Raw genomic sequence first — 26,978 nt, 5'->3', positions numbered from 1 at the left:
TATTAAACGAAATCAAGAATGATTCAGAAGAAAAACATAAACTTGCAGAAAAGGAAAGAGAAAATGCAAACATACTTAACCAAGACTTAAAAAGAATTGGATCTGAGTTGTTTAATACACTGAAAAATATTCGAGAATTGACGAATGATTTTAATCTTCAAATTGAATCGCAAGATGCATCTATTCAAGATCTTACAGAATTTGTATCATCTTTTTCCGAAAGTATTCAAACTTCAGTTGATAATATAGGAAAACAACACAACCAAATTACATTATTGAATCAAAAATCAGATAATTTAAAACTCACCATTACTGAGATTGGGAAAGTAGTTGGCGATCTCAATTCAAATATGAGTGATTTCCAGGATCGCAGTAACGTTCTTTCTCGGACGGTAAGTAATTTAGAAGAAAGATTACGTTCAGTAAATCTATCACAAAAAGAAGTGAGTGAAGTAAATGATATCATGGCTGAAATTGCCGACAGAACCAATTTACTTGCCTTAAATGCCTCTATAGAAGCAGCAAGGGCCGGTGAACATGGTCGAGGATTTGCGGTTGTTGCACAAGAAGTTGCAAAATTGGCTGAAAATTCCAATGAAAATGCAACGAAGATTAAAAAAATCATCACAACATCCAACCGTTATATTCTTGAAGGGACCGAACTTGCTTCTGTAGCCTTAAATCAAACAGAGACTTTGCAATCGAAATATGAATTGCTTAGTGAAGTCATCAAAACTGCCACTACCAAAATCAATTCGCAGAAAGATATTAATAGTGAAGTTTTGGAATCCCTTGAATTAATTGAGTCAATTTCAAAAGTTTTGGATCAAGAGTCCAAGGTTTTGGATAAAGATAAAGAACAAATGGTCAAAGTTGTTCAGCAGATGGAAGAAATCAATCGCAAGGTTGTGATAAATGCTAGAAAAATGGGTGATCATACGTCAAGTTTGGAAAATCAAGCACAAGAATTGGCAGCAGAAACATCTATATAAATGAAGTCAAAAATTCTAATATTCTTAATTATGGTGATACCAGCTTACCTAAATGCAGACCCTGGAGGGAAACGTTTTGGGTTTGTTGTTGGCGTTAGTGAATATAAGAATTTGTCTCTTCCAAATTTAAAAACGGCAAAAAACGATGCACTCGGAATGACTAAAATTCTTTTTAGTTATGGATCTTACAATCGTATCCAAACCTTGGTGCAAGAAGGATCTATTAATTCAACTCCCACAAAGTACAATATTTTGACTCAACTCGAATCTGTATTAGAAGAAACGAATCCAGAAGATCTATTTGTATTTTATTTTTCAGGCCATGGTGTAGTTGATTATAATGATAAAGTGTTTTTGTTACCTGAGGATGCAGATCCCGAAAAACCTTTTGAGACTGGGATAGCAGTTGAACAAATTTTGGAAATGACTCGTAAATTCAAATTAAAGAGAGTTGTTTTTTTTATCGATGCTTGTCGCAATCCGGAGGATGGGAAAGGTGAGATCGGTAGAAAATACTTAGAAGGTGTGAATTTTAAAGACTCCGAAATTGTATCTGTTTTTTATTCAACTAAGGTCGGTTATTCGAGTTTTGAAGATCCAAAATCTGGTCATGGTATCTTCACTAAATATTTGATTTATGGTTTGGAAGGACGGGCGGATGCAAACTATAATGGTGAGGTTACATATTCGGAGTTATCCAATTATGTGATTCAATCCATGAAGGAATGGACTAAAGAAAATCAAAAATTACAGAAACCATACACAAAGGAATACGCAGAAAAAGCAGAAGATACAATATTAACATATGCAATCAATCCAGAAACATCCTTGGCTGATGCGCCCTTATTTAATCCATATAATCCAACTTATGCTTTCCGATCTTTTTTAATTCCTGGATGGGGGCAATATGCGAGAGGGCAAGAGGACAAAGGAAAAATATATATGTCCATTTTTGCATTAGGTGTTTTGTATACAGGATACCAATACAATCAATTTCGTTCAGACAAAGAAGCATATGAATCCGCCATCGGAATTCCTCCTAACCCAAGAATCACGGAAACGATTGTATTTAATTATTTTTTGATTGAGCCGTACAGACAACAAATGGAAAATTCACGAACAAATTTGTCACAAGCTCTCACTGCCTTAGTAATTCTTTGGACTGCAAATGTGTTTGATTTTTATCTGTTAGGTCCCAACCCTAAAGAAAAATCGGGTGTTTTTTTAGATTTGGATATGGAAAACCAAGGGTTTATGGGAATCAATCGGATCGGAAAAGTGGGATATGCGCTTAGGTTTTAATCTTATTTTTTTCCTTTTCATTTTATTTTGTAAGGTGGAAGCACCAAAACAAAATATATTTGATCCTACAACTTCCCTGGGAGGATCCGCTGTTGTTGCATTGGGATTAGGATTTGGCAATGATTTGCAAATCACAACTCGATACAAACCAAATGATTATCCGACAATTGTAAAAACTGAATACTTAGATTTGGATTTGAGTGCACCTGTCGCTAGTTTTTTTACTAAAGAAGAATTTAGGATTTCAGAACCATACCAAAATGACCTTATCTTACGCGATGTATTCCCACTATCTGAATCAAAACTAAGAGTTTTGTTTTCCGTATCTTCTCGATCGGAATGGAGAGATCCCCTTACAATTACGATCGCTAAACCAGATGAATTAACTGACTATTCATTTCGTGGAAAACAATTGGAGTTTCGATTTCCATATCCCAAATACTTTGGATCCATTTCAGAAGCCAAAGGTTACATTACTTCTACAATCTTAGTTGATGGTAGAATTTTGCTTGTTGGTGGAGTAAACCCTTCTGGTTCGACTTTAGCGACTGTCGAAATTCTAAATCCAGAAACTGGTTTGTCGAAGGTTTTGCCATCGCTAAACCAAAGTTTGATGGGTATGGCTATATGTGTTCAGAAAAATGGTAGAGTATATGTTTCTGGTGGGAAAACAGTATCGGGGAATGTTACGCATGAAACCCAAATATCAAACAAAATTTATCTGATTGATCCTGTGAATGAAGCTGTCACCGAACTTCCATTTTCTATGCAAAGACGGCGGCATGGACATACTATGGTATGTTTGAACCAAGGTGATCTGTTGGTTTCGGGAGGACAATTCCAGGCTGGGGCAGATGCATCAGCAGTTATAAATGATCATGAATATATTTCTACGTCAGGATCTAGTTCAACGATCCTTGGTGTTTCTTCGAATTTCCCAATTGGTATATCGTTTCATTCAGCTGAATATGATGAAGTGAATTCTCGGATCTTATATTTTGGGGGAAGGGATAGATTGGATCCATATGCCTTCTTTTCCAATACTGTTTATTCGATTGATACAAATTCCTATAATTTGATCAGTTTACCAGGAGTATTTTCAACTGCTCGATCAAATGTCACTCATATAAAAATGCCAAACAGAGACCGTGTACTTTTTGGTGGAATGATTAGGGAAGGTACTGGAACCAAATCTATAGAATCTTGGAATGAGAACAAATCAACAACAACCAGTTTAGGTTTTACAACAAGATTCAAAAATGGGAGTGCCATCTCTAAATTTTCAAATGAACAGGTATTTTATACAGGTGGTATCGATACTTATTACAAATCTGGAATTTTAGAATTGTATGATCATTATGAGAAAAAAAATTTCATCGTTGATACAATGATGATTCCTCGTTCTGAGCATTCAGCCCATTTAACTTCCAAAGGAATTGTAATCTTTGGAGATTCAGCATCACTTGATACAAGGGTAGAGATATATGGAAAAGATTAGGCATTTAATTTTTTTCATACTTTTTGTATCCTGTAAAATTTCACAGGGTTCAAATCCAATGGATCCAAGTTCACCAACATACCTTGGGTTGTTATTATTAAATGCTGATTCGGTTGTAAAAATGGAGTTTTCATCAAACCGAGTTCAACCTGGTGGGATCATTTACGTAACGACTAACTATGATTTTACCACAAATACTCATGGATTAAGATTGCCAGTCACTAATACCACGACTAATCCCATATCTCAAGTTATTCCAAGAAGTAAATTTTTATATGAAGTACGAATGGCGCCAGGTGTGACAAGTGGAAAGTTCACTATGAATCTAAAAGATTATTATCTTGGTGAATCACTTTTAGTTAATCCAGAATCATTTGAATTTGAAATTGATTCTAATCCACCACTTTTACAGTTAAAAACAGGAAATGGAATTGATATCTCTGAATTGCAGTCAGGGTTTTTGGATATTGAAGCCAATGAAGAAATCGTTTGGGATGGCAATCTTTCTCAAGTTGAATTAAGTGGGAATGCAAAAAACAGTTTGGTTGTTTCTGATATCATCGTGTCCTCTAGAAATATTCGTTTGTTATTTGCTGGTAATCCGAATGCAAACGGTGGGATTTTATCAATTCGATTCAGTGGTGTAAAAGACAAAGCGTTGAACACACAAGGGGTCATCACTGTTCCAGTACAGGTTTTTGCTTTTAAAAGTGGACCCAACATGAACATTGCAAGAAGATCTTGTGTTGGAATGGAACTTGATGATGGAAGAAAAATGGTTCTTGGAGGACGCGCAAAATCAGGTGTGTTAATCAACGGAAATGGGACCTTAAGTAGTACTGAATATTATAATTCAATATCCAAGGAATTTACCATTGGAACTGATATGATCTATCGCAGGCAGGAATTCGCAATTGTAAAACTCCTAGATGGTCGACTTTTGGTTTCAGGTGGGTTTGGTGGAAAAGTTGGTAGTCCATCAAATGAAAGTCTAAAATCAATCGAAATTTTTGACCCTGTGACTAGTACTTGGACTGAAGGTCCAAGTCTCGTAACTCCTCGGCAATTACATAAAATGACTTTATTGCCAAATGGAGATGTACTTGTTGTTGGTGGACTGACTCCATTCTCTCCTTTCCAATCCGTGGCGATGGTTGAGTTGATACATGTAACAGCAGATACTGGGTTGATGACAGTAGAAACGATTGGAAATTTAGTGAATTCACGCGGGAAACAGGCGCAAATTTTGTCATCTAATACGGGAAAGGTGGTAATCATTGGGGGAGAAAGGTCAGACGTAACAGGTCCTGCCCCAACAGACTATAATGCAAGATCCATTGATTCGATTGAAATTTACGATGTAACAACAAAAACTCTGTCTACTTCCTCAGCGAAAGTTATCAAAAGATTCAATCATTTCACACACTCTTTAAGTAATGGAGAGATTCTAATTCTTGGAGGAATCAGTTCTCGGTTCAACGATAACCAACCAATTCTTCGAGCCCAAATTTATAACCCAACGAATGATACAATCCGGGATCATAAAAATCTTTTGTTTGGAAGGGAATGGGGAAGTTCATTTGTATTCCCTTATGGAAAAGACCAAATTGTGATAGCAGGTGGTCTTGAATACCGAACTGTAAATGGAAATACATTCGATTCTATTTTGGATACAGAGTCGTGGTCTGAAACAGATAATCGATTTTATCTTACAAGCAGATCATTGAATGCTCGGTGGGACGGATGTGAAATCAGGTATTCGTCCACCGGTGGTGGAATGATTTTAGGTGGTAGGATTGGTAGCATCCTTGCGAATACGGAGGAATATAGCTTTGAATAAATCAATATTTCCATTCGTATTATTATTCGTTGGTTGTATGATTCAATCCGAATTCAAAAATGTTTTTGATCCTAAATCTGTAACAGGAATTTTACTTAGTTCCATAAGTTCTGGTGCAACCTTTGAATGTAATGAACATTCCAATTCAAAATCATTTGGGAATATTAATCAGGTATTATTGAAATGTAATCGTGAGTTGGCAGCTTTAGATACCGAATTTCTTTCAGATTTGAATGAACAGACATTTACAAATGTTAGTTTCACAAAAGTTGGAAATGACCAACTTCTGATACAGTTTGATCCATTAAATCAGGATGGTCGATATGAAATAAATTTAAAAAGTGTTGTCTCTGGTTTTGGCGAAACACTTTCGCAAGATATGTATCCTATCATTGTTGATACTCAATTACCAGTTATAAGTTTAACCAATTATTTACCCATCACTGATTATACTTTTTTTAGTTCTCGGTATTGGGATTTTGCAAGTTCGGAACCATTAAATCAATTTGGATCACCATTACTGAGTGGATCTCTCGCATCTTCTATTGTTATACGTTCGATTCAAAAAATTGATGATTCAAATTTCCGAGTTTATTTTGAAACTAATTTTGTCTCAAATGAGCCAGGTTCATTAACAATAGCGTTTCCAAATGCAGAAGACAAAGCTTTAAATAATGTTACAAACTCGATAACCATTCGATTGATTGGTTTGGTACCTGGTCCAACATTACATTATGGTCGATCTGAGTTTGAAGCATTTCAAAATCAGAATGGTGATGTGATTGCCATTTACGGGTATAATTCGAGTGCTGAGATTTTAAGAAGAGGGACTAATGATTTTATTCTGACAAATCCAAGTTTACCTGAAATCCATCGAGGTGAACGAGGAGTTATGTTGGATGGTAAAAGGTTATTTATCACTGGTGGCCTCAAAATTTATGCATCTACTGCTCTTCCTGAAAGTTATATTTTTGATACGGAAACAACATCTTTTGTACAATCAGGTTCCATGGTACAACCAAGACATATGCATGATATTGTCAAATTGCCAAATGGAAAGGTAATGGTAATTGGTGGGATTAAAGATTATACACCTGTGTTACCTGGATTATACTTTACAACTTTAAATTCCGCTGAAATTTACGATCCGATTGCAGAGACTTTCACTGAAATTACAAACCGAATGATGTCACCTCGATCATTTTCATGTTCGGTTGTTTTGAATGATGGTAGAGTCTTTATAGTTGGTGGAACTGATGGTATCTTTGCTCCAAAAGATACAACGGAATTTTATGATCCGATGACAGAATCATTCAGTTGGGGTCCTAGTTTACCCATTCCTGTTGCCGCATTAAAATGTTTAAAATTAACAGATGGGAATGTTCTAATTTATGGGGCTCAGTTATCGAATTTAAGTAATGCAACAATGTTATTTGATGTAGCTAAGAATCGTGTCATGACTGTCGCAAATTCATTATACAGAAGAGAATGGAGTATGGCATTAGAATTACCTGATGGTGGAGTTTTGTTTTATGGTGGTGCTTATCGTTATAATACAAGTGAACCCAGTCGAACAATTGAAAAATTAGATTATGGGAAAAGTAATAGTTTTTATGATATGGGTATGTCAAGAACTAGCATCTCTAAACATAGTGGAGTAAAATTTTCAGATGGGACATTCTTATTCTTAGGTGGTGAGTCTGGTGGAATGTTCAATCATGGCACCGAATATTATGGGCTAATTGAATAATATGCCTCATGAAAATGGTAGGATTTATGGATCGTTCAAAAAAATTTGTATCCCTGAATCATTACTTCCAAACGAAGCTTTAGAACTTACTTCCAAACTCTCAGAGATCAAAGTCAAATGGGAAACTGGTACACTTTCAGGAAGCGAAGTTACATATCAAATTGTATTATTGTATTTAGAACGTAGGGTTAAAAGACATCCGTTTTTAAGGATGGGACAAAAGTTACCCAATCGGAACTCTTCGAAAGAGTTTTTAGAATTGGTTCGCTTTTATGGAATGCCTGATACTGTTAGATATGCACTTTGGAAGTGGCATATCGGTGAATGGAATATTCAACTCATAAATTTCAATCCAAGTTCTTTAGAAATGTTGGAAACGCAGAGTAAAGGCATTCGTTATGCTACGATTAGTTGGGAACATGCATTAAATGGAACACTCGTTGAAGGGAAAAGAGATGCCTTTGAACATTTACTCCATGATTTGGCCCACGCATATATGTTCTTTCGAGAAGATTATGATTTCGAAGGTCAGAAAAAATTTTTCCAAACAATGTTAGATGAATATGAGGAATATGAGAACTATTTAGATAAAGATTCTGTTTTTAGACAAAAGTTTGAATATTGTATCTCAGATATGAATTCGCATCCTGCGCACTTATCCGCATATTGGAATGCCATACGAAAAGAAGCTGGGATACCTATCCATACAGCTGAATTTAAAATCTAAAGTTTTGGATTGTTTTTGTGACGATTAAAATCACGTTTCGTATTTTTCTGTAAGGTGGCTGTTATTGAATCTTGGAGTGAAATTCCCATTTGATTGGCAAGGCAAGTTAATACAAATAAGATGTCTCCGATTTCTCCGGGGATTTGTTCAGCAGACTCACCTGATTTGAAAGATTGGTCCCCATATTTTCTTGCCATTAACCTTGACAATTCGCCGACTTCTTCCATAAGGATTGCCAAATTGGTTAACTCAGAAAAATAACGTACACCAATTGTTTGGATCCAATCATTTACTTCGTTTTGTAATTGATTAAGTGTAATTTCACTTGGTTCCAAGTTTTTTCTCCAATTCTTTGGAAAGTATATTCGAAAATTCAATCATCCCTTGTTGGTTAAGATGAATCAAATCAAAACAATATTTGCCATTTTTGTCACCTAGAGAATCTTGTAAGTCCATTTCATCTAATGGCTGATAGGTTTTTAGTGCTTCCGTTAATCCATCTCTCCAAACTTTCATTCTTCCTTCATTGTTTACTTTTCTAATTACATCAGAGTATGGTGCGAAAACATTGATTATATGGATTTTTCGTTTGCCAATAAAGTCATACATCTTGGTCAATCTTCTGAAATACCTTTTTGTGTCTTCAGTAGCATCTGAATCTTTGGGAACAATACTTGCAATTCCACAGGTTTCAAATAACATTCTTCTGTGATCTGGATTCGAGCCTTTTGGAATTTCAATTGGAAGATGCAACGCTAATCGATTCATACAATCATCAACACTTGTTAAATTGTATTCATCAATTGACTCTGGATGGTCATTTTCATAATCCCAAGGATTTTGATTTGGGTTTTTATTTTTTCTTGAGATTGCCTTTAATCTTTCATTAAGATTGATCACCAAGTCAGACATATCTTTTCGATACGCCACAGATTTAAAAATAAGATAAAGGTAATTTGAAAAATTTAATTTATATTCAAAATCGATTACCGTTGGTATTGCCTTAAAATTACCTAGTTCCGATAACATTGCTAATGTAGGATCGACAACATAATTTCGATCAACCCAAGGCATTCCTGGTTCCATGACATGAAGAATGATTTTTACATTTGGGAATTGGTCTAGGTATTCTTCTAAAATTCTATGTTGGACAACTAATTCGGATCCTCTAACTGCAATTGATTGTGTTTTGAAACCTAATTTTTTTAAGTTTTCATTTAAAATTCGTATGCTGATCCCTTCAAACGCAACAGAAGTACCTACAATCAAAATATCTGGCTCAAGAACATTTTTTTTGGAAATAACGTGTTCTGTTACTCTATTGATATTGGATGCATAGGAGTTCTTTTTTAAATAAGGTTTATAAATACCTAATTGTAATACCAATTCAAAGAGAAGAAGGAAAAGAATGGCAGTGACAAACTTCTTGTCTTTTAAAAATAGAATCGTTTCTTTTGTTAGGCTCATAATTAGAATTGAAAGTAGAGGAAGTTCTGACTTTCTGTTACCCCAAATAATAATAATAATAAAATATTAACGATCACAAAAATTGAATATTTCATCCAATTTCCTGTTAGAAGAGTAGGGATTTGCCTTTTTGAAAAAACATAACTAGCAGTAAAACAAATCACTAGTAAAATACCGAATCGATAGTTCATCCAACGTGTGATAGGCGCTCCTGAATCATTTATGAATACAAGCGCCTTCATCATAGGAATTGCTTTTTCCATCGTTTCTGCTCTGAACATGATAAATCCAAATGCCAAACAAAACATAGTAAAGATTCGAGAAAATATATCATATGTTCTGCCACCCTTTTGGTTCAAAAATTTGGAAACAGAAGTGTCACCATAGAATTTATGTGTGAGTAACATTGTCCCTTGCCAAATACCCCAACCAACATAATGGTAAGCTGCGCCATGCCAAAGTCCAGCAAACAACCACGTGATCATAATATTTCTGATATACATCAGAAGGCTAACCCGTGAACCACCTAGCGGGATATAAATGTAATCTCGAATCCATGTAGAAAAAGAGATATGCCATCGTGACCAATGGTCTGAAATATTTTTACAAGACATTGGGAAATTAAAATTAGCATTAAATTGAAATCCAAATAAACGTGCTACACCAATTGCTATGTCAGTATAACCAGCAAAATCAAAATAAATTTGCCAACCAAACGCAAGCGCTCCGGTCCAGATCTCAATAGAATTCAAATTTTGATAATTGGCGAAAGTGGAATCCACAACTTTTGCTAAATTGTCGGCGAAAACTATTTTCCTTGTAAAACCAATTAAAATTAATGCAAATGCAGCTTCTATATGTTCCTTATGTACGCTCAAACGATAATCAAGGTCGCGGAAAAATGTCTCGGCGCGCACAATGGGGCCTGCTACTAATTGTGGGAAAAAAGCAACATACAATGCGAAGTCTAAGAATGATTTCCGAGCTTCAATCTTACGATTGTAAACATCAATCGTATAACTCATTGATTGAAATGTATAAAATGAAATTCCGACGGGTAATATAATGTTTTGTTTTTCAAATTGGAAGCTACCGAGTAGATGGATATCGTTTATAACTCCTAATAAAAAATCAGTGTATTTAAAGAATCCTAAAGTTCCTAAATTGACAACGAGAGATAAGACAAGTAACCATCCCCTCTGAGAATCACCGTCCTGTTTTGCTTCGATAGCTCTCGCAGCAAAATAATCAATGATCGTAGAGAATATTAAAATGAAAACATAAGGGTTAATTTTTAAATCACAGTATAGTCTATCTGTAAAGTATTTTAACCCAGAATCTGCCATCGCCGAACAAGAAATTGACGATGGTTGCCATGCCATATAAAAATAGTAACTAGCAAAAAGGAAAAATAATCTTTGCCATTTATTTTTTAAAAGATTCCCTGTTATGATTGTGAATAAAAAGAAAACTAAAAATTCCAAAGAGTTAAATAACATTATGTTTATCCTATTTGTAGATTGATTCTTCTGCTAATTTTTCAACAGGTCCTTGGATCCCTTCAGTATAACCAAACTTTGGTCCAATGGATCTTGGAAGAGTAGAAAATGTAAAATTCGTAAGAAAATAAAAGATAAAAAGAAATGAGTAAGTTGTATGTAAAATTGAGTTCGAAAATAATGGAAATAGATTGTTACGGTAAGAGTTGAGTATGAAGGAATTGAGTATCCAGAGTCCAATTGTTGTTCCAACCCAAAATTCAAAAAAATAACCTTCCCACCAAGTATAAAATCCAATGGATGGAATTAACCAAAAAATTAGAATCAAAATTTCTTGTTTGTATTTAGCCCACATTGTACGGAAATTCAAAATTCCTAAACTCAAACTAAAAATCCAGAACAAAAGATTCAAATTATAGGGTAAGTGTTTGGGGTTTTGGAAATCAAAAAGATTCACTCGAAATTTAGGGACCACATTTTGAAATACAAGGAAGGCATCACCAATTCCGCGATAAAAGTACAATACATAATTTTTTTCTTCGCCGAGACTCGTTCCCCAACGATTGATGGCCGCATACAAAAACATCCAAAAGGAAAAATGTTTTTCATCAATAGGGCCTAATCCTCTTTTTAAGATTACAAATCCAACAAATAAATACGAGAAGATGGTTGCAAGTCCTAGGCAAGTTAAATAGATAAAGATGATCCTAAGTTTTTTTCCCAAACTTCGGTTTGGTGATAGAAAAATTGCCATCGGGACCATTCCGAAATGGATTACATTTGATTGGTGGAAATAAATTGAGAAAAGTTGTATTGACCATAATATCAACAATTGTTTTCTATTCAGTCCATTTCGTAAAAAATAAACAGTGAACAAAAACAACAAAGCCATAAGACAAGAGTGAATGAGAGGTGTGTCATTGTGTAAGCTATAAAACCAATATGCTTGGCTTACTTGGATGACTAAAGCAAGGACAATCGCAAGAATAAAATCTTTATATAATTTGTAATAAATCCAAATGAATGCACCTAAGAAAAAAAGAGAAAAACTTAAGATTCTCAGTCTTAAAAAGAACATAATGTCTGTTGTAGGATAAATTAACCGTATCATTTTCCAATATAAAAGACCTGAAGATTCAAATCCAAGATGGTGAGGGTTAAAAAAGGCAGATTCAATTCGATCTTTTTGGATGTTTAATGCATATACGCAGGAATCCCAATCAAAGGCTCGTGATAGATACCTAAGATTGAACAAAAACAATCCCAAAAGCAAAAAGAAAATGATAAGCTTTTTCAAAAAAAATTTACCTATTTAACGTTTGAGTATTCGGTTGATGATCATTTTGTTTTTTCGATAAGGGAAAAAATAGGGAGAAGAAAACAACTCAATCCCATCTTTTTGCCAAATGAGTCGATTCAAACCAAAATAATCACTAAGCCCACCGTGTTCATAAGTAAGTGAGAGTTCTTTTGTATCTAGTGAATATTGGCTTAGTTTTTTCCCAAAGCCAGAATGGCATATTTGCCAAAGTTCGTTTTTGACTAAAACCGTTCGTTTGTTCCATTTTGATAACAATCGGCTAACGTCTATTAGAAGAGAAGTGGATATATAAAAATAAACAAAAACTGATAAGTAATGGTAATATCTTAATTCATCCAAGAAAGGAATTTTTAATACTTTGGTGATTTCTAATACTCCTACAAACCAAAAGAAAAAATTACCTAAATAATAAACATAGGGTAAGCTGAAATAAAAGAATGATGCCGTCGCAATGATGAGCAATAGGGAAGGGAGTGGGTTTAATTGTAATTCATCATAAAGAGAAGTTCCAAAATAAGAAACCTCTTTCTTGAATTTGTATTCTTTCCATTTTGAAAGTAATTTCTGGAGTTGTTTCATAAAAATAGAACCTCTTCAATTTTTTTAGCAGTTTCTTGCCAAGTCCACATCTGAGAAGGGAATTTTGGCACACGATCCTTTGTGGGGCCAGACAAAATTTGAAATGCATTTGTCCATGCACTTGTGTCTTTTGCCGGCACATACAAATCACATTTTTCAGATAAGATTTCTTTGAATACTGGGATGTCAGATGCAACACACCGTTTACCTTCGAGCATTGCTTCTAGTAAAGGTAATCCAAATCCTTCGTGGAGAGATGGGAAAAAGAATGCCTTACAATTTTTGAAAGCTAAAGCCAAGGTGTTTTCATTTGGATTTTCGATAAAATGGATGCCAGTGGATTTGGTGATAGGGTCGTTTAACTTTTGGTAAAGGATATCTCCTTCTTCTCCCCATCCTTTTCTTCCCATAATAAGGAGTGAGTGTTTATCCTTTGGATGATTTTTTTTGAAATTTATAAAAGCATCTACTATGCGATTGATATTTTTTCTAGGTTCTAAAGTTCCAACTGTTAGAAAAAAATCTTTTGGAAATTTGACGGTTAATGCAGACAAATTGGTTTTTGTTTTGGCAACACCTGGGTATACCACTATACATTTATCTTTATATTTAGGGCGAAATTCGATGATTTCTTCTTTTGTATTTTTCGATAAACAAAAGATTTTATCTGCATTTTTGAGAGTCACAGGAGATAACAGTTTGTGTTGCCAATAATTCCATTTCGCCATTGTCTCTGGAGCCGAAATAAAATTTAAATCATGATAGTTTACATAACTTGGGATTGGTAATTTAAAAAAGGGTAACATTTGAATGGTCCCCCAAAAAACATCTATTTTGTTTTGTTTGAGTCTTTTCGGCAAAATCAAATTTAAATAGATTGGTCCGGGAATTGGCTTTGATTCGATCACCAAATGAACGTTTGGGTAGATTAAATCATTAAATACTGGATGGAGTGGTTTGTGGCTTAAAAAATAAAATTCTTTGTTTTTATATTTTGGTAGTATAACTTTTAGAACTTCCGCTAGATAACGAGAATTCCCTGTCATTCCATAAGCAAGTGGTCTGACATCAATTCCGATTTTTGTTTTCATGGAGGGCAAACCTAACGATATAAAAATACAATAAACTTGTGGAATAAAAAAGTATCGAATACATTGAGAGTAAAGATTCTATTTTTTGTCCGACAAAAGTACGGTGGGTAAGAAGTGGTAAGCTTAAAATAAAAAACAAAACGTAAATCTGTTTTCTATTTTTTTCTTCCGATATCACTTTGTTTAGAATGAAATAAACAGGAACCAAACAAATGATAAAACTATGAATCCAACTTATCCCACTAAATAATGCAGAGATCAAAAATAATAATGAAATAATTGACCAACGCTCATTTGGTTTTTTCCATAATAGGAGAAGTGGAAACCCAAACACCAAAACAAATACCAATTGAATGGATTTTAGTGTTACAAGCGTTAAATTGATGAATGGTAATCCATACGTTGGTTGGTTGATGAAGTCAGCACCAGAAACAAAATACTTTGCCAATGTGGAAGAGAGCGATTGGTTGTTTTTCCAAGATCGTAGGAGTGGATTGTTAAGAGCGTTCCCAAGGATTTGTGAATTCCATTCCTTTGACATTTGTATTGTATAATCCCATTGGTATAAGAGTGGGAGTGCATTCCAAAGAAATAAACCTACAAAAAACCAAATGATTCTAATGTATTTTTTATCATATAAAAATACAAAAAGAAACACGAGAGGTGTGATTTTGATACTAACAGCTAGAGCTAGGAGAAAACCTCCCAAAATATCGTTTTTTACCAAAATGGCAACTAACACAAGTAATATAAGAATGATTCCAACTTGGTTGTTTTGTATATGGCTTTCAATGAATCTAAAATTGAAAACGAATGTAACAATTAATAGTAAATAAGCAATTTTTTGATTTTGTGAATTGAGTTCTTTGTTTTGAAAGAGTAAATAGAAAATGGCAAGTAATGAAATCCAACTTAAAATTTCAAAAAGTAAAGCAGCATTGTTTTCAGATAAAAATGTAATGGGAATGAGTAAAAACGAAAAGAGTGGAGGGTAAATATAAGTGGCAGTTTCGTTTTGTAACGACATAAGAAGTGGAAGGTTTTCTGGTTTGAACAAATCCTCGGCAGTTTTGATTTTGGATTGTAGTTCGAATGCGACATCAAAGCGATATAAATTATCCCCACTAGACCAACGTTCACTCGCATGGTAATAGTCCAAAAAATCTGATTTTTGTTGGGAACGGCTGACCGACGTAACCAAAAGGAATAAAAAAAGAACAGCAAGGATCCATTTTCCTTGTCTTTCTATTGGTTCTAAAAATTTCCACATAGTTCTCCTACCATTCCCAATATTTCTGGTTAATTGACAAGGTTTTCCTAAGGTGATTCCAAGATGGATTTTTTAAATCAATTTGATTTTCATTTACCAGATGAACAAATTGCTCGTTTTCCCGCTAAAAATAGGGATGAATCGCGGTTACTGATTGTAAACAGAGCCAATGAGACTTTTGTGGAAGCACCATTTTTTCGGGATATACGGAACTGGTTACGCCCTGGTGATGTGCTCGTTTACAATGAGACGAAAGTATCCTACCGAAGAGTCTATTTACAAGTGGATTCAGGTCGCATCCATGAAGCAATTTTTTTGGAAACCATAGACAACGATCCTTCCAGTTGGGCTTGTATCTTGAAAAATAGAGCAAAATTAAAGTTAGGTGAAATACTTTCGCCAGTTGGTTTCGCTGAATTTCAATTTGTTTATGAAGGAAAACTTGATGAATTGTCCCGCTTACGTTCTATACGTTTGGTTCGTGACGAAGACTTTGAAGTTTTTGGAACCATACCCATCCCACCATATTTGAAACGGAAGGTTATCGAAGAGGATAAAAATCGTTACCAAACCATCTTTGCAAAAAAATCGGGTTCTGTTGCCGCACCAACCGCAGGATTACATTTTACAGATTCCCTAAGAGCAGAACTTGTCCAGTTTGGAATCGAATTTGTACCGGTCAATCTCCAAGTAGGTTATGGGACATTTCGTCCTTTAACCGCCGAACAGTGGCATACTAAAACATTACACAAAGAAAAATATGAAATCACAGAAGAATCTTCCATTCGATTGAACACTGCAAAAAAAGAAGGGCGTCGGATCATTGCGATTGGAACTACTTCTCTTCGTGTACTCGAAACTGTATTTGATTCTCAACAACAGAAATATAAGGTAGGCGTAAGTCAAACTGACATATTTTTGTCGCCAGGGGACAATATTCAATCCGTACAAGGACTGATCACAAACTTTCATTTGCCAAAATCAAGTTTGTTGTTACTCGTTAGTGCCTTTGCTAATAGTCGACTCGTGATGAATTCTTATCAGTATGCATTACAGAACCACTTTCGTTTTTATTCCTACGGTGACTCGATGTTCTTATTTTAAAAATATCTTTACATGTCTTTTAGATTAGGAAATATGTTTCTACAGTTTCTTTATGAACTCCCCACAAGCTTCTGTTTTTGTCTCATTAATTTCTGGATTTGGTCTTCTCGCCGTGGTGGCTTTGGCACCCATCCAAGAAAACCAAGTCAAAAAATTGGAAAATACAACAAAACCACAGTTAGTTGAAAAAAAAACTTCTGATTTATTCATTGATTCTGATCGATTTTTAGGGAATACAAAACGTTCGGAATTTTCAGAATCTCCTAAAGAAAGTTTTGTTTTTTTTTCTTTAGAGAAATTCGGTAACCCTTCAAAACGAGGGAACATACGTAGCAATTTTTCTTACTCTTATTCTAAATTTGACTCTGATTTTTCTCCAGTTAGTTTTTCTGTGATCGATGCAAAACAGAGTGGGGAACCAGCACTTTCACAATTCTTTTTGTCAACTTCTACACATCCTTCCACGAATATGATTTTTCGCCAGTTAGAGGCAAACAAGCGCACGTTATACGATCCAAAACAACTTTACGAATACCAAGGAAGTTTTTCGGCATCACAATTCCTTAAGGTGCAAACCTCAGTTTATAATGTTAAAACAGAAAACCCTGTTTCTTCTTATGGAGCAGAAGGTGGAAAGTTTTCTTTTTTTTTCGGCAGTGATAAAATCCAACTCAATGTAAAATACAATTACGTGAACCAAAGGCCAAGTGCTTCCAATGGACAAATCGGGTTTGTGCCGGCCCAAGATATTGCATCTTTAGGTTTGATCTTCTTTTTAGGACCTTCGAAAAATTATTCCCTTTACTTAGGGAACCAAATATTTAATGTTTTTAATGACCCTCTACTCCGAGTCAGGGACCAAAACGGAAGATCCCCTGAAACCTTTTCTGCTTCCTTTCGTGGAAAACACCCAGGAAATCAAAAAACTACGTTTTTTCTCAACTTCCAAAATCAATTTTATAAAGACGGCGTTTTATATGGAGTCCCTGGTGGATATATGGTAGGGAATACATTTAATGGAAAATCGTTTTATGAATATGTTACTTCGCTTGGGATGGAACTTGCATTTTAGAATATTTGCCTTAGTATTATTGATGGGAATCTTTAGCGCTTGTTACTTGGGGGAAGAGAGAGAAACCAAACCTAAAAAACCATCAATCCCACCCTTAGAACAATTGGCAGTTTCCTTATCTGAAAAAGGATTTTATTTCCAACCAGAAAGGCTCGTTGTTTTGACTTTCCTTGATAATGAAGGGAAAAAAAGCCCTTACGGCGAGATCCTTGCCGAAAAACTCACAACCGAACTTGTCAAAAAAGATCGATTTCTTATCTTAGATCGGTTGGCAAACCAAAAGGTTTTAAAGGAAGCAGGTCTAAGTTTGGATTCACCAACGGACACTGCCACCTTGCGTAAAATAGGTGAAGTATTGAAAGTTGGAGTCATCATCACAGGGATTGTGACCCCTTACCAAGACGGTGTTTTTGTCAATACAAGACTGATCGAAATCAAAACAGGACTCATCCTTAAAGCCGATGAGGTTTATGTCCGTATTGATGGTTGATCACCTTTCCAATTCGTCAAAATTTCCAATTTTACTGATTTTAAGTTCTGTAGTTTAATTTTCGATTGATTCCCTTTTTTCCTGCGGTCTGATAGGTATAAGAGGTTCAGATGGCATTTGATATAGAAATGATCGCGGCTCGTTATTCCAAAATGGAAGCGGCCATCACACAAGCCAGGAAGATTGTGGGTCGACCCCTCACTCTCACAGAAAAGATTTTATACAACCACCTTTGGGACGGAAATCCATCCAAAAGTTTTGGACGTGGTGCTGACTACGTTGACTTTGCACCAGACCGAGTGGCGATGCAAGATGCAACAGCACAAATGGCGCTTTTGCAGTTCATGCAAGCTGGCCGAAAAAAAGTGGCAGTGCCTTCCACCGTTCACTGTGACCACTTAATCACAGCAAAAGAAGAATCAGGAAAAGACCTTGGCATTGCGGTCACTGAAAACAAAGAAGTTTATGATTTTTTATCTTCCGTTTCCAATAAATATGGAATTGGGTTCTGGAAACCAGGCGCTGGTATCATCCACCAAGTAGTTTTAGAAAACTATGCATTCCCGGGTGGTATGATGATAGGAACCGACTCCCATACAGTGAATGCTGGTGGGCTTGGAATGGTTGCAATTGGGGTGGGCGGAGCTGACGCTTGTGATGTGATGGCGGGTCTCCCTTGGGAACTCAAATGGCCAAAAGCTATCGGTGTCAAACTCACAGGTAAACTCAATGGTTGGACATCAGCAAAAGATGTGATTTTAAAAGTTGCAGGGATTCTCACTGTGAAAGGTGGAACGGGAGCTATTGTAGAATACTTTGGACCAGGAGCTGAAGCTCTTTCTTGTACTGGAAAAGGTACAATCTGTAACATGGGTGCTGAAATTGGAGCTACCACTTCTACATTTGGATATGATGCTTCTATGGAGCGTTACTTACGATCCACTAACAGAAGTGATGTGGCAGACCTTGCTAACAAATACAAAGCACATCTTACAGCAGACCCAGAAGTTTATGCTGACCCAGCAAAATACTTTGACCAAGTGATTGAAATTGATCTCGACACTCTTGAGCCATATGTCAATGGACCGTTCACACCAGACCTTGCGACTCCCATTTCAAAAATGAAAGAAGAGGCGGCCAAGAATGGTTGGCCTCTCAAAGTGGAAGTGGGTCTCATCGGATCTTGTACGAACTCTTCTTACGAAGACATCTCTCGTGCCGCTTCACTTGCCAAACAAGTAGCTTCCAAAGGTCTCAAAACCAAAGCGGAATTTACCATCACTCCTGGATCGGAACTTGTTCGATACACAATCCAAAGAGATGGATTCATTGATACCTTCAACCAAATTGGAGCAAAAGTATTTTCGAATGCTTGTGGTCCTTGTATCGGGATGTGGTCTCGCGTGGGTGCAGAGAAAAAGGAAAAAAACACAATTGTTCACTCCTTCAATCGTAACTTCCAAGCTCGCCAAGATGGTAACCCAAACACGTATGCCTTTGTTGCATCTCCTGAGATCACAACAGCGCTTGCCATTGCAGGTGATTTAGGATTCAATCCTCTCACTGACACTCTCACCAACGAAAAAGGGGAAAAGGTAAAACTTGACCCACCTACTGGGGAAGAACTTCCCAAAAAAGGGTTTGCGGTGGAAGATGCAGGTTATGTTGCTCCTGCGGCTGACGGATCTGGTGTCCAAGTGATTGTAGATCCAAGTTCGACAAGGCTCCAACTTTTAGCACCATTCAAGGCTTGGGAAGGAACAGACCTCAAAGGTTTGAAACTCCTTATCAAAGCAAAAGGAAAATGTACAACGGACCATATTTCAATGGCAGGTCCTTGGTTAAAATTCCGCGGCCACTTGGACAATATCTCCAATAACCTTCTCATTGGTGCGACCAACTTCTTCAATGGCAAAACCAATGAAGTGAAAAACCAAATCACTGGGAATTATGAACCTGTTCCGCAAACCCAAAGAGCTTACAAAGCACAAGGCATTGGATCCATTGTGGTAGGTGATGAAAACTATGGAGAAGGTTCTTCAAGAGAACATGCAGCCATGGAACCAAGACATTTGGGAGTGAGAGCTGTCCTTGTGAAATCATTTGCTCGGATCCACGAGACAAACTTGAAAAAACAAGGGATGCTGGCATTGACCTTTGCAAACAAAGATGATTACGATAAAATCCAAGAAGATGATTCGATCGACATCAATGGTTTAACAAGTTTCCAAGAAGGTAAGGCACTCACACTCGTTCTCAACCACAAAGATGGGAAAAAAGACGAGATCCAAGTAAACCATACTTACAATGCGCAACAAATCGAATGGTTCAAAGCAGGTGCTGCCTTGAACTTGATGAAAGCGTAACAAAAAATTCTATGAAACACTTGCCAGAGTTTTTCTGGCAAGTCACTCCTTTTCATGCCAACTTCTAAACCCAAAAGTAATTCATCATCAAAACCAAAATCTACGATAAAAAAAACGAATTCTAACCAAACGAAAACCTCAGTTGAAAAAACTTCCTATGAAGAAGAAATGGTTTGGTCAGGAGAATCTTCCAACCAAACCAAAGCTCAAAAAGAATTCAACGATGCTTTGCGTAAACACAAAGAAACGTTGGATCGATCCAAAGAGATTGAACCTTTATTCCAATTGGTGAATGAAACATATCTTAGTGTAGTTTTACCAGAATTGAACAAACAAAAACAATTGGAACGTGAACGATTTGAACTCATGTGTTCCATATTACTGGAAGAAAAACTATCTTTTGGTAAAATGCAAAGAGAGTTTTTACGAAGGTATTTATTGGATATTTGTAACGATAATTTGACAGAAGATCCTGAATTTTATAACCCATTTCGTGATCAGTTAGAAACCAAATTTGAGAAAATGGAACGAATTCGGTATAAAAACCAAATGGAATCGCGCATCAAACAAACGTTCGGTGTGGATATAGATTTGGATGATTTTAATCGCACACAATTTGATTCGGAGGAAGAGAGAGAGTCTCACGAAGAAAAATACCGAGATTTTCGTGAAAAGTATGAAGAATACCGGGCTGAGTATTTTAGAAAGTCTCAATCGGGATCCAAAGACAAACGAAAATCAAAAGCCCAAATGGAGAAAGAAAAAAAACAACTAGAAGCAGAACGTTTGTTGAGTACAGATATCAATACATTATTCAAAAATTTAGCAAAACTCATCCACCCTGACAAAGAACAAGATCCAATCTTACGAGAGAAAAAAGCCAAACTGATGACAAAACTCTCGGGTGCGAGAGATAATATGAACATCGCAGAAATATTAGAGATCAAATTACAAGTGGATGAACTCATCCCCAACCAACAAACGAATGTTTCCTTCCATGATACTTCGATCAAACGGTTTGTTGGGATCATCAAATCCAAAATTCGGGAATTAGAAGATGCGATTAGACAAAGATTTTTTTCTCATCCATTGATGGCAGATTTCCCATCGAGTAAAATCACAAAAGAATCTTTGGATGTATATTTAAAACGAGTGAAGTTGGACAACCAAATGGTCACAAAAGCCTACCAAAAGGAAGTAGACGAGTTAACTAAGGATCCAAAGTACATCAAAGAAATGATTCGGGAACTCCAAAGTTTAGGAGTTCAATTCTAATGAAACGATTTTTGAAAGCAAAACCTGTTGGGCTTGGGAAAAATGGCAAAGAGTTTGGATCGGAATACTGGTCAGAGATTTATGGGAATGGGCTTGATGTTGATGGATCCTATAATGCCAAACAACATGCGGAATACTTAAAGTCTCTTTTCCAACTGATGGAAATTCCAGTATATAAAATCGCAGACTTTGGGTTTGGAAAGGGGATTTTACTCCGTGAGATGGTAAAAGCCTTTTCTCCCGTCAAAGTATTTGCTGTGGATGCATCCAAAGAAGCATTTGAGGAATTGAAAAAAAAGGATTGGGTCAAACGATCCGATAAGTTTCACATTTATCATGAATCACTGGAAACACTAGTTTTACCAAAATTAGAAAAAGAACCTGTGGAGCTTGGTATTTGTAATTCAGTCATCCAATATTTGCCAGAAAACCAAATCCCTTTTGTATTAGAAAAGATGGCAAAGTATTGTAATTACTTATACTTCACTGTTCCAACGAATGAAGATTATGCTGTTATGAAACAGGAAATGTCTTTTGTTGATCCATATGCGTTTTCTCGAACCAAAAAAAAGTATAGGAAGTGGATAGCAAGAGACTTCGAAATCGTCGGTTATAATCTTTTGCAAAGTAAATGGCTTGGAGATAAAGGGTTTAAGGAAGATTTTTTTCGAATCGATTGAAATACAAAGTGAGTGATGTTACCCCGATTCACAAAATTTATACATTTTAAAACCAAATTCGAAACCATTTCGTTGGTTTGGAAATAATTCGTGAGAATTCACTTTAGAGACTAGAAATTGATGACAGTTTTCCTTCTTTTGAAACAATCCTTGTCTTTAGAATTTACAATGATAGAATTGTTTGGGTATCCTTTATCGTTACTTGAATTTATAGGTACCACTTCTGGTCTTGTTTGTGTGTATTTGGCTTCCAGGAATCATATTTTAACTTGGCCCATTGGTATTTTTAACTCCATTTGTTTTTTCTTTTTATTTTTCCAAATCCAATTGTATTCTGATATGTTGTTACAGATCTATTTTTTTGGATCGAGTATTTATGGTTGGGTCATCTGGAGAAAACGAACAGGTTCCTTTACGAAAATTGTTTCTCTTGGCAAAGAAAAAAATCTGATCTTAATAGTATGCCTTGTGTTTGGAACTTTTGGTCTTGGCCAGTTCACAAAACAACTACCAGGTTGGTTCCCCAGTTTATTTGTAAAACCACCTGACTTTTTGTATTGGGATGCCTTTACCACTGTGGCAAGTATATTCGCCAATTTGTTACTTGCCCAAAGGAAGCTGGAATCTTGGTTTTTATGGGTGTTCGTCGATCTAGTTTGTATTGTTCTCTACCACTTAAAGGGAATCCCATTTGTGACAATAGAATATGTGGTATTTCTTCTCATCGCATTTTATGGCTCTTGGCATTGGTATCAGGAATACCTAGTGAACCAAAAAAGATAAAGAACAATGGCACAATACAAATAAAATTTAAGATTTGAAATCCTTGACGCACTGCGATTCTCTCATCCATCATATAAAACTTTTGCTTTGCATTTGTACCATTTAATTTCTCTTAACCACGACCTAACGGTTTGTTGATTGATCAATCAATTGATCAAGTTCGTAAGCAACCTAACTTGATCATTCATTTCCCTTTGACCTTACGATTTTCAGGTCGTAAGTACCAAGAAATCACTGTTAGGCTTAAAAGTAAAACCGAAGGTAAAATTTCGGGTATGGGATGGCCACAGCTAATGTGGGAGATGGCAGCACCTGACATGGCAAAGAAAAAACCAGCATACGCCCATTCTTTGAGTAAAACGAATTTGGGAGCGAGTACAGCGACCACACCCAATAGTTTCCACACACCTAACATGGTAAGAAAGTAGGTAGGGTAACCCAATTGGTTAATTTTTTCCACTTCTTCTGGAAGTTTCAAAAGTTGGACAATCGCTGTTGATACCATACCAAGCGACAACCAAAGGGTAAAGAACCAATATAGAATTTTTTTTGTTTTCTCTGACATTTTATTCTCCTAATCATTTATTTCATTTATGAAGCTTCACATTGATCGCCAATTTTTGTCTTACTAGAGTAAGGGTGCTCTCATTACGGCATTGATTTTGATACAACTTCCTCCAGTCGATCATGTGCCATATTGATCCCTTTTGCAAATGGCATTTTTAATATTTGATCCCTCTGTTCCACGGACTTATAGATGATATGCATTTTTAGTTTCGATTTGGTTTCGGAAATCGACTCAAAAGTAAAAAATTCAAGTTGGATGGGAAATCCAGTGTTTTCCATTTCAAAAGTTCTGACAAAACTTTGATTCTCGATAAGGTTTAACAAAACTCCATTGGCTCGGAAGAGAACCATTCCTTCTTGCGATTTGGTTTCAAATTGATAACTTCCATGGTTTCGTTTTTCAAATTGTAGGACTTTATTTCCCATCCATTGTTCAATGAGTTCTGGTTCAGTATGAGCTAAATAAACCAAAGAAGCTGGTAAATCAAACTCACGTTCAATCGTTAATTCTTGTTTGTTGTTTTCTGCGATCACTTTTGTTTTAAGTTCCATGGTAGATCCCTTTTAGATAACGGTTTTGGAATTTGTTTGTTTTCATCAATGTGTCACCTAATCTTTTCGTTTGTTTTGTTCCATTATGACTTACGTTTGTACTGTTTCATCACGGTTTCCAATTTGTTAAAACGGTCGTCCCAGAGCTTTTGGAAAGGTGCAATGAAGTCTGCAATCTCTTTCATCTTATTTGGGTTAAGATGGTAGTGCATTTCGCGGCCAATAGGTTCTCGTTTGAGGAGTTCACATTCTGTTAGGATGAGTAAGTGTTTGGAAATAGTCGGTCGTTTGGAATCAAATTGGGAAGCAATGGCGCCTGCTGTCATAGACTGGGTTGCCACAAGGAGGAGGATGGCCCGCCTTGTAGGGTCTGCAATTGCTTGAAATACATCTCTTCGTAAATCCATTGTGTAGCCATTTGACTAATCAATTATATGTAGTCATTTGGCAACACAAATTTTCTCTGCGTCAGGGATATGGAGGGCTTGGTCCTAGAAGGCCAATGCCAACTAGGACGGGAGCGGAGCGGACCCCGGAGTAGCCCGGTCGGTTTTACTATGCCTTATTTGGAAAGGACCCATCCGAGGCGCCCATGCCAAGCCCTATGGAAACGATGAATTTACCGTACGAAATGAACGCTAGATCGATTCCATTGAGAAGTTTGAGGATATGGATGCCACATGTTGGTGGTTATTTTATTACAGGATCAAACCAATAAGTGGATTTACGAATTTTTTTTGATTTTGTCAGCAACAAACGCTTTGTAGGCGGGGCTACCAAAACTTACATCCATCCTGATGATTTCTGGTGCCATGTAAGGGTGGTGTTTCATAATATAAGCTTCGATAGCTTCGTATTTGTCTGCCTTTGCTTTGAATAGGATTTTATTTTCGGTATCAACCGTGATTTTGCCTTCCCAAAGGTATACAAGTTCCACTTCCGGAAAGATGGTGCCTGATATGATGATTCCTTGTTCCAACATTTCAGAAATATGTTCTTCTGCCATGTCTCGGTCGCCAATTGTGGTAAATACTAAAATTTCTTCCGATGCCATCTGATTCCCTGTTTTGTTTTTACTAGGATCGGCAAGGGAGTGGGGATTCCTTATTCTTTTGGTGAGTCCTTTTGCAAATAACTTTGGATTCCTTCTTTCGCTTTGTCTATGATTCCCGATTCACGAAGGGAACGTGCTACCCGTTGCCAAAATTTGATTTTGCCTTCTAATTCATTCCAGCCGAGATGTAAGTCCATTCGTTTGATTTTGAGTAACATCCGTAATTCGGACAAGGTCATGTCCTTTGGATCTTTGTCGAGGTAACGGTTGTGGTCTTGGAAGGGATTGAACACCATATTTTAGTTACTTACGAAATACTAACGATAAAAAGAGAATAGCGAACACTAGAAATCCAAAACCTGTTCCGAAACTGGCAAGGATGGGATCTCCTGCAGCGATAAATTTTTGTATGCTTAGAAAAATTCCGTACGAAGTGTACATAAGCCCAAGGAAAATGAGTGTGAGAGCAGTGAAGACCCAAACTGATTTTTTAACAAATTTTTGCACATAAAACTGTACGTTTTTTTGCAGATAAATCACTATCACTTCGGCATAAGATACGAGTTTGGCGATGAATTCTTCGAAGGTGGCTTTTAAACCACCTTTTTTGCGGTGTTTAGAGTGTCTTTCGTCCAATTATTTCTTCTTAAAAAACCAACCGAGGGCAAGTCCAAGACCAAGTCCGACACCAAATCCAATCACAGCAGCTTTTTGTGGGTTTTCTTTTACATATGTTCCCACATTATCAATCACTTCTTTTGCTCGGATGGAAGCTTCTTCGCTTGCTTTTCCTAACTTTTGTTTGATGTCACTTACTTGTTCCATATACTTCTCCTTGGCTCTTTGTTCAATTTCCTTGGCTTTTTTCTCATACAACTTAATTTCGTCGATGAGAGACTTATCTTTTTTTGCTTCTTCCATAACGTCTGTTAATCTGGCACTACAATGTTTTCAAAATTGTCTGTGAATCGGTATCCAATTCCCCAAATAGTTTCAATCCATTCTGGTTGTGCGGAATTTTTTTCCAGTTTGGAACGAATGCGTTTGATATGGCTGTCGATCATCCTTTCAAATCCATCCCATTCCACTCCCCAAACAGATTCCAAAATCATTTCACGAGAAAAAACTTTGCCTGGAGAACCAGCGAGCAGTTGTAAAATGTCGAATTCTTTACGTGAGATGTTGATGATGTTTTCGTTTAATGTCACACGACGACGGATGGAATCAATCTTTAAGGCTCCACGAATGATTTCACCCGCTTGGCCCACATTTGGTTTGATCCCAATTTTTTTATCCCATCTGCGAAAGAAAACATCCACACGGGTTTTGAGTTCACGAACGGAAAAAGGTTTTGTGATATAATCATCAGCACCTAACTCGAGTCCCATGATTCGATCTATTTCTTCTGTTCTTGCAGAGAGGATAAAAATGGGAGTACTTTCGTCCGATTTACGAATGCTTCGGCAGATTTCCATTCCATCAATGTCTGGAAGTGAAAGGTCAAGAATCACCAAATCAGGGTGATTGGATTTATAAAATTTCAATCCATCTTCGCCATTTTCAAAAACGGAGGTGGTGTAGTGAGCTGAATCGAGAGATTTCCGGATTAGGTTCCCGATGTCCGGATCGTCCTCAATTACCAAAATATTTTTCATGTTTTTCCCTTGAGTTCTTTCTCAATTTGGTTCTTGTAGTAGAA

General features: G+C 36.4%; 28 protein-coding genes. 13 read left to right on the top strand and 15 right to left on the bottom strand.

Annotated features, from left to right (window positions below):
- The 6 genes from EHQ43_RS01280 to EHQ43_RS01255 form a co-directional block, all read left to right on the top strand.
- The coding region (locus EHQ43_RS01280; RefSeq protein ID WP_244242581.1) for a methyl-accepting chemotaxis protein at positions 1 to 992 on the top strand (992 nt) is incomplete at its 5' end.
- The gene (locus EHQ43_RS01275; RefSeq protein ID WP_135769922.1) at positions 993 to 2,294 is read left to right on the top strand and encodes a caspase family protein; all 1,302 of its coding nucleotides are present in this window, start codon (positions 993 to 995) and stop codon (positions 2,292 to 2,294) included.
- A complete protein-coding gene (locus EHQ43_RS01270; protein WP_135769921.1) occupies positions 2,278 to 3,792 on the top strand; it encodes a Kelch repeat-containing protein in 1,515 nt (504 codons plus the stop codon). The genes EHQ43_RS01275 and EHQ43_RS01270 overlap by 17 nt, the downstream gene beginning before the upstream one ends.
- Before the next feature lie 58 nt (positions 3,793 to 3,850).
- The gene (locus tag EHQ43_RS01265; RefSeq protein WP_425269609.1) at positions 3,851 to 5,632 is read left to right on the top strand and encodes a Kelch repeat-containing protein; all 1,782 of its coding nucleotides are present in this window, start codon (positions 3,851 to 3,853) and stop codon (positions 5,630 to 5,632) included.
- Complete coding sequence (locus EHQ43_RS01260; RefSeq protein ID WP_167481735.1) at positions 5,625 to 7,382, top strand: Kelch repeat-containing protein; 1,758 nt, start codon at positions 5,625 to 5,627, stop codon at positions 7,380 to 7,382. The genes EHQ43_RS01265 and EHQ43_RS01260 overlap by 8 nt, the downstream gene beginning before the upstream one ends.
- Position 7,383: 1 nt before the next feature.
- Positions 7,384 to 8,109, top strand: coding sequence for a hypothetical protein (locus EHQ43_RS01255; RefSeq protein WP_135769919.1), 726 nt, complete (start codon positions 7,384 to 7,386; stop codon positions 8,107 to 8,109).
- On the opposite strand, the gene EHQ43_RS01250 is transcribed toward EHQ43_RS01255, so the two are convergent.
- Genes EHQ43_RS01250 through EHQ43_RS01220 form a run of 7 tightly spaced genes read right to left on the bottom strand, consistent with a single transcriptional unit; the run spans position 8,106 to position 15,336 of the window.
- Positions 8,106 to 8,444, bottom strand: a complete 339-nt coding sequence (locus EHQ43_RS01250) for a nucleotide pyrophosphohydrolase (protein ID WP_135753758.1) — start codon at positions 8,442 to 8,444, stop codon at positions 8,106 to 8,108. The genes EHQ43_RS01255 and EHQ43_RS01250 overlap by 4 nt on opposite strands.
- A complete protein-coding gene (locus EHQ43_RS01245) occupies positions 8,431 to 9,576 on the bottom strand; it encodes a hypothetical protein (RefSeq protein WP_135742591.1) in 1,146 nt (381 codons plus the stop codon). Before EHQ43_RS01245 ends, EHQ43_RS01250 begins: the two co-directional genes overlap by 14 nt.
- Before the next feature lie 2 nt (positions 9,577 to 9,578).
- Positions 9,579 to 11,075 (bottom strand): MBOAT family O-acyltransferase, encoded by a 1,497-nt coding sequence (locus EHQ43_RS01240; protein ID WP_135742592.1) that lies wholly within the window; start codon positions 11,073 to 11,075, stop codon positions 9,579 to 9,581.
- A gap of 10 nt (positions 11,076 to 11,085) precedes the next feature.
- Positions 11,086 to 12,372 carry a hypothetical protein gene (locus EHQ43_RS01235; RefSeq protein WP_135769918.1) on the bottom strand — a complete coding sequence of 429 codons (1,287 nt, stop codon included), beginning with the start codon at positions 12,370 to 12,372 and terminating at the stop codon, positions 11,086 to 11,088.
- 15 nt (positions 12,373 to 12,387) lie between these two features.
- Positions 12,388 to 12,975 carry an LIMLP_18675 family protein gene (locus tag EHQ43_RS01230; RefSeq protein WP_135769917.1) on the bottom strand — a complete coding sequence of 196 codons (588 nt, stop codon included), beginning with the start codon at positions 12,973 to 12,975 and terminating at the stop codon, positions 12,388 to 12,390.
- The gene (locus EHQ43_RS01225; RefSeq protein WP_208730829.1) at positions 12,972 to 14,066 is read right to left on the bottom strand and encodes a glycosyltransferase family 4 protein; all 1,095 of its coding nucleotides are present in this window, start codon (positions 14,064 to 14,066) and stop codon (positions 12,972 to 12,974) included. Before EHQ43_RS01225 ends, EHQ43_RS01230 begins: the two co-directional genes overlap by 4 nt.
- Positions 14,044 to 15,336, bottom strand: coding sequence for a glycosyltransferase family 87 protein (locus EHQ43_RS01220; protein ID WP_135769916.1), 1,293 nt, complete (start codon positions 15,334 to 15,336; stop codon positions 14,044 to 14,046). Before EHQ43_RS01220 ends, EHQ43_RS01225 begins: the two co-directional genes overlap by 23 nt.
- A gap of 63 nt (positions 15,337 to 15,399) precedes the next feature.
- Here EHQ43_RS01220 and queA point away from each other — a divergent pair, with 63 nt between their 5' ends.
- The 7 genes from queA to pnuC all read left to right on the top strand — a co-directional run bounded on the left by queA (position 15,400) and on the right by pnuC (position 23,106).
- On the top strand, positions 15,400 to 16,440 hold the full coding sequence (queA, locus tag EHQ43_RS01215) for a tRNA preQ1(34) S-adenosylmethionine ribosyltransferase-isomerase QueA (protein ID WP_135769915.1): 1,041 nt from the start codon (positions 15,400 to 15,402) through the stop codon (positions 16,438 to 16,440).
- A gap of 52 nt (positions 16,441 to 16,492) precedes the next feature.
- Positions 16,493 to 17,512 (top strand): hypothetical protein, encoded by a 1,020-nt coding sequence (locus tag EHQ43_RS01210; RefSeq protein ID WP_135769914.1) that lies wholly within the window; start codon positions 16,493 to 16,495, stop codon positions 17,510 to 17,512.
- A complete protein-coding gene (locus EHQ43_RS01205; RefSeq protein WP_135769931.1) occupies positions 17,472 to 18,002 on the top strand; it encodes a FlgO family outer membrane protein in 531 nt (176 codons plus the stop codon). The genes EHQ43_RS01210 and EHQ43_RS01205 overlap by 41 nt, the downstream gene beginning before the upstream one ends.
- A gap of 110 nt (positions 18,003 to 18,112) precedes the next feature.
- Entirely contained in the window at positions 18,113 to 20,368 is a 2,256-nt protein-coding gene (locus EHQ43_RS01200; RefSeq protein ID WP_135742598.1) for an aconitate hydratase, read from the top strand.
- A gap of 54 nt (positions 20,369 to 20,422) precedes the next feature.
- Positions 20,423 to 21,643, top strand: a complete 1,221-nt coding sequence (locus EHQ43_RS01195) for a hypothetical protein (RefSeq protein ID WP_244242579.1) — start codon at positions 20,423 to 20,425, stop codon at positions 21,641 to 21,643.
- On the top strand, positions 21,643 to 22,323 hold the full coding sequence (locus tag EHQ43_RS01190; RefSeq protein ID WP_135742599.1) for a class I SAM-dependent methyltransferase: 681 nt from the start codon (positions 21,643 to 21,645) through the stop codon (positions 22,321 to 22,323). Before EHQ43_RS01195 ends, EHQ43_RS01190 begins: the two co-directional genes overlap by 1 nt.
- Positions 22,324 to 22,443: 120 nt before the next feature.
- Positions 22,444 to 23,106, top strand: a complete 663-nt coding sequence (pnuC, locus tag EHQ43_RS01185) for a nicotinamide riboside transporter PnuC (RefSeq protein ID WP_135769913.1) — start codon at positions 22,444 to 22,446, stop codon at positions 23,104 to 23,106.
- Positions 23,107 to 23,290: 184 nt separating this feature from the next.
- On the opposite strand, the gene EHQ43_RS01180 is transcribed toward pnuC, so the two are convergent.
- The 8 genes from EHQ43_RS01180 to EHQ43_RS01145 form a co-directional block, all read right to left on the bottom strand.
- Complete coding sequence (locus EHQ43_RS01180; RefSeq protein WP_135742601.1) at positions 23,291 to 23,671, bottom strand: DoxX family protein; 381 nt, start codon at positions 23,669 to 23,671, stop codon at positions 23,291 to 23,293.
- An 83-nt stretch (positions 23,672 to 23,754) separates the two neighbouring features.
- On the bottom strand, positions 23,755 to 24,225 hold the full coding sequence (locus tag EHQ43_RS01175) for an SRPBCC family protein (protein ID WP_135742602.1): 471 nt from the start codon (positions 24,223 to 24,225) through the stop codon (positions 23,755 to 23,757).
- A gap of 83 nt (positions 24,226 to 24,308) precedes the next feature.
- The gene (locus EHQ43_RS01170) at positions 24,309 to 24,632 is read right to left on the bottom strand and encodes an ArsR/SmtB family transcription factor (RefSeq protein WP_135742603.1); all 324 of its coding nucleotides are present in this window, start codon (positions 24,630 to 24,632) and stop codon (positions 24,309 to 24,311) included.
- A 317-nt stretch (positions 24,633 to 24,949) separates the two neighbouring features.
- The gene (gene cutA / locus EHQ43_RS01165; RefSeq protein ID WP_135742604.1) at positions 24,950 to 25,279 is read right to left on the bottom strand and encodes a divalent-cation tolerance protein CutA; all 330 of its coding nucleotides are present in this window, start codon (positions 25,277 to 25,279) and stop codon (positions 24,950 to 24,952) included.
- Positions 25,280 to 25,329: 50 nt separating this feature from the next.
- A complete protein-coding gene (locus tag EHQ43_RS01160) occupies positions 25,330 to 25,575 on the bottom strand; it encodes a hypothetical protein (RefSeq protein ID WP_135769912.1) in 246 nt (81 codons plus the stop codon).
- 7 nt (positions 25,576 to 25,582) lie between these two features.
- Positions 25,583 to 25,915: an LBF_4227 family protein gene (locus tag EHQ43_RS01155; protein WP_135742606.1), complete on the bottom strand. Its 333-nt coding sequence runs from the start codon at positions 25,913 to 25,915 to the stop codon at positions 25,583 to 25,585.
- The gene (locus tag EHQ43_RS01150) at positions 25,916 to 26,200 is read right to left on the bottom strand and encodes a DUF883 family protein (RefSeq protein ID WP_135742607.1); all 285 of its coding nucleotides are present in this window, start codon (positions 26,198 to 26,200) and stop codon (positions 25,916 to 25,918) included.
- Between the two features lie 8 nt (positions 26,201 to 26,208).
- Positions 26,209 to 26,934 carry a response regulator transcription factor gene (locus EHQ43_RS01145; protein ID WP_012476707.1) on the bottom strand — a complete coding sequence of 242 codons (726 nt, stop codon included), beginning with the start codon at positions 26,932 to 26,934 and terminating at the stop codon, positions 26,209 to 26,211.
- Positions 26,935 to 26,978 lie beyond the last annotated feature (44 nt).

Source organism: Leptospira bouyouniensis, assembly GCF_004769525.1.
Taxonomy (GTDB): domain Bacteria; phylum Spirochaetota; class Leptospiria; order Leptospirales; family Leptospiraceae; genus Leptospira_A; species Leptospira_A bouyouniensis.
Note: the sequence above shows the minus strand (reverse complement) of the source record. Positions and strands in the feature narration are given on the sequence as shown.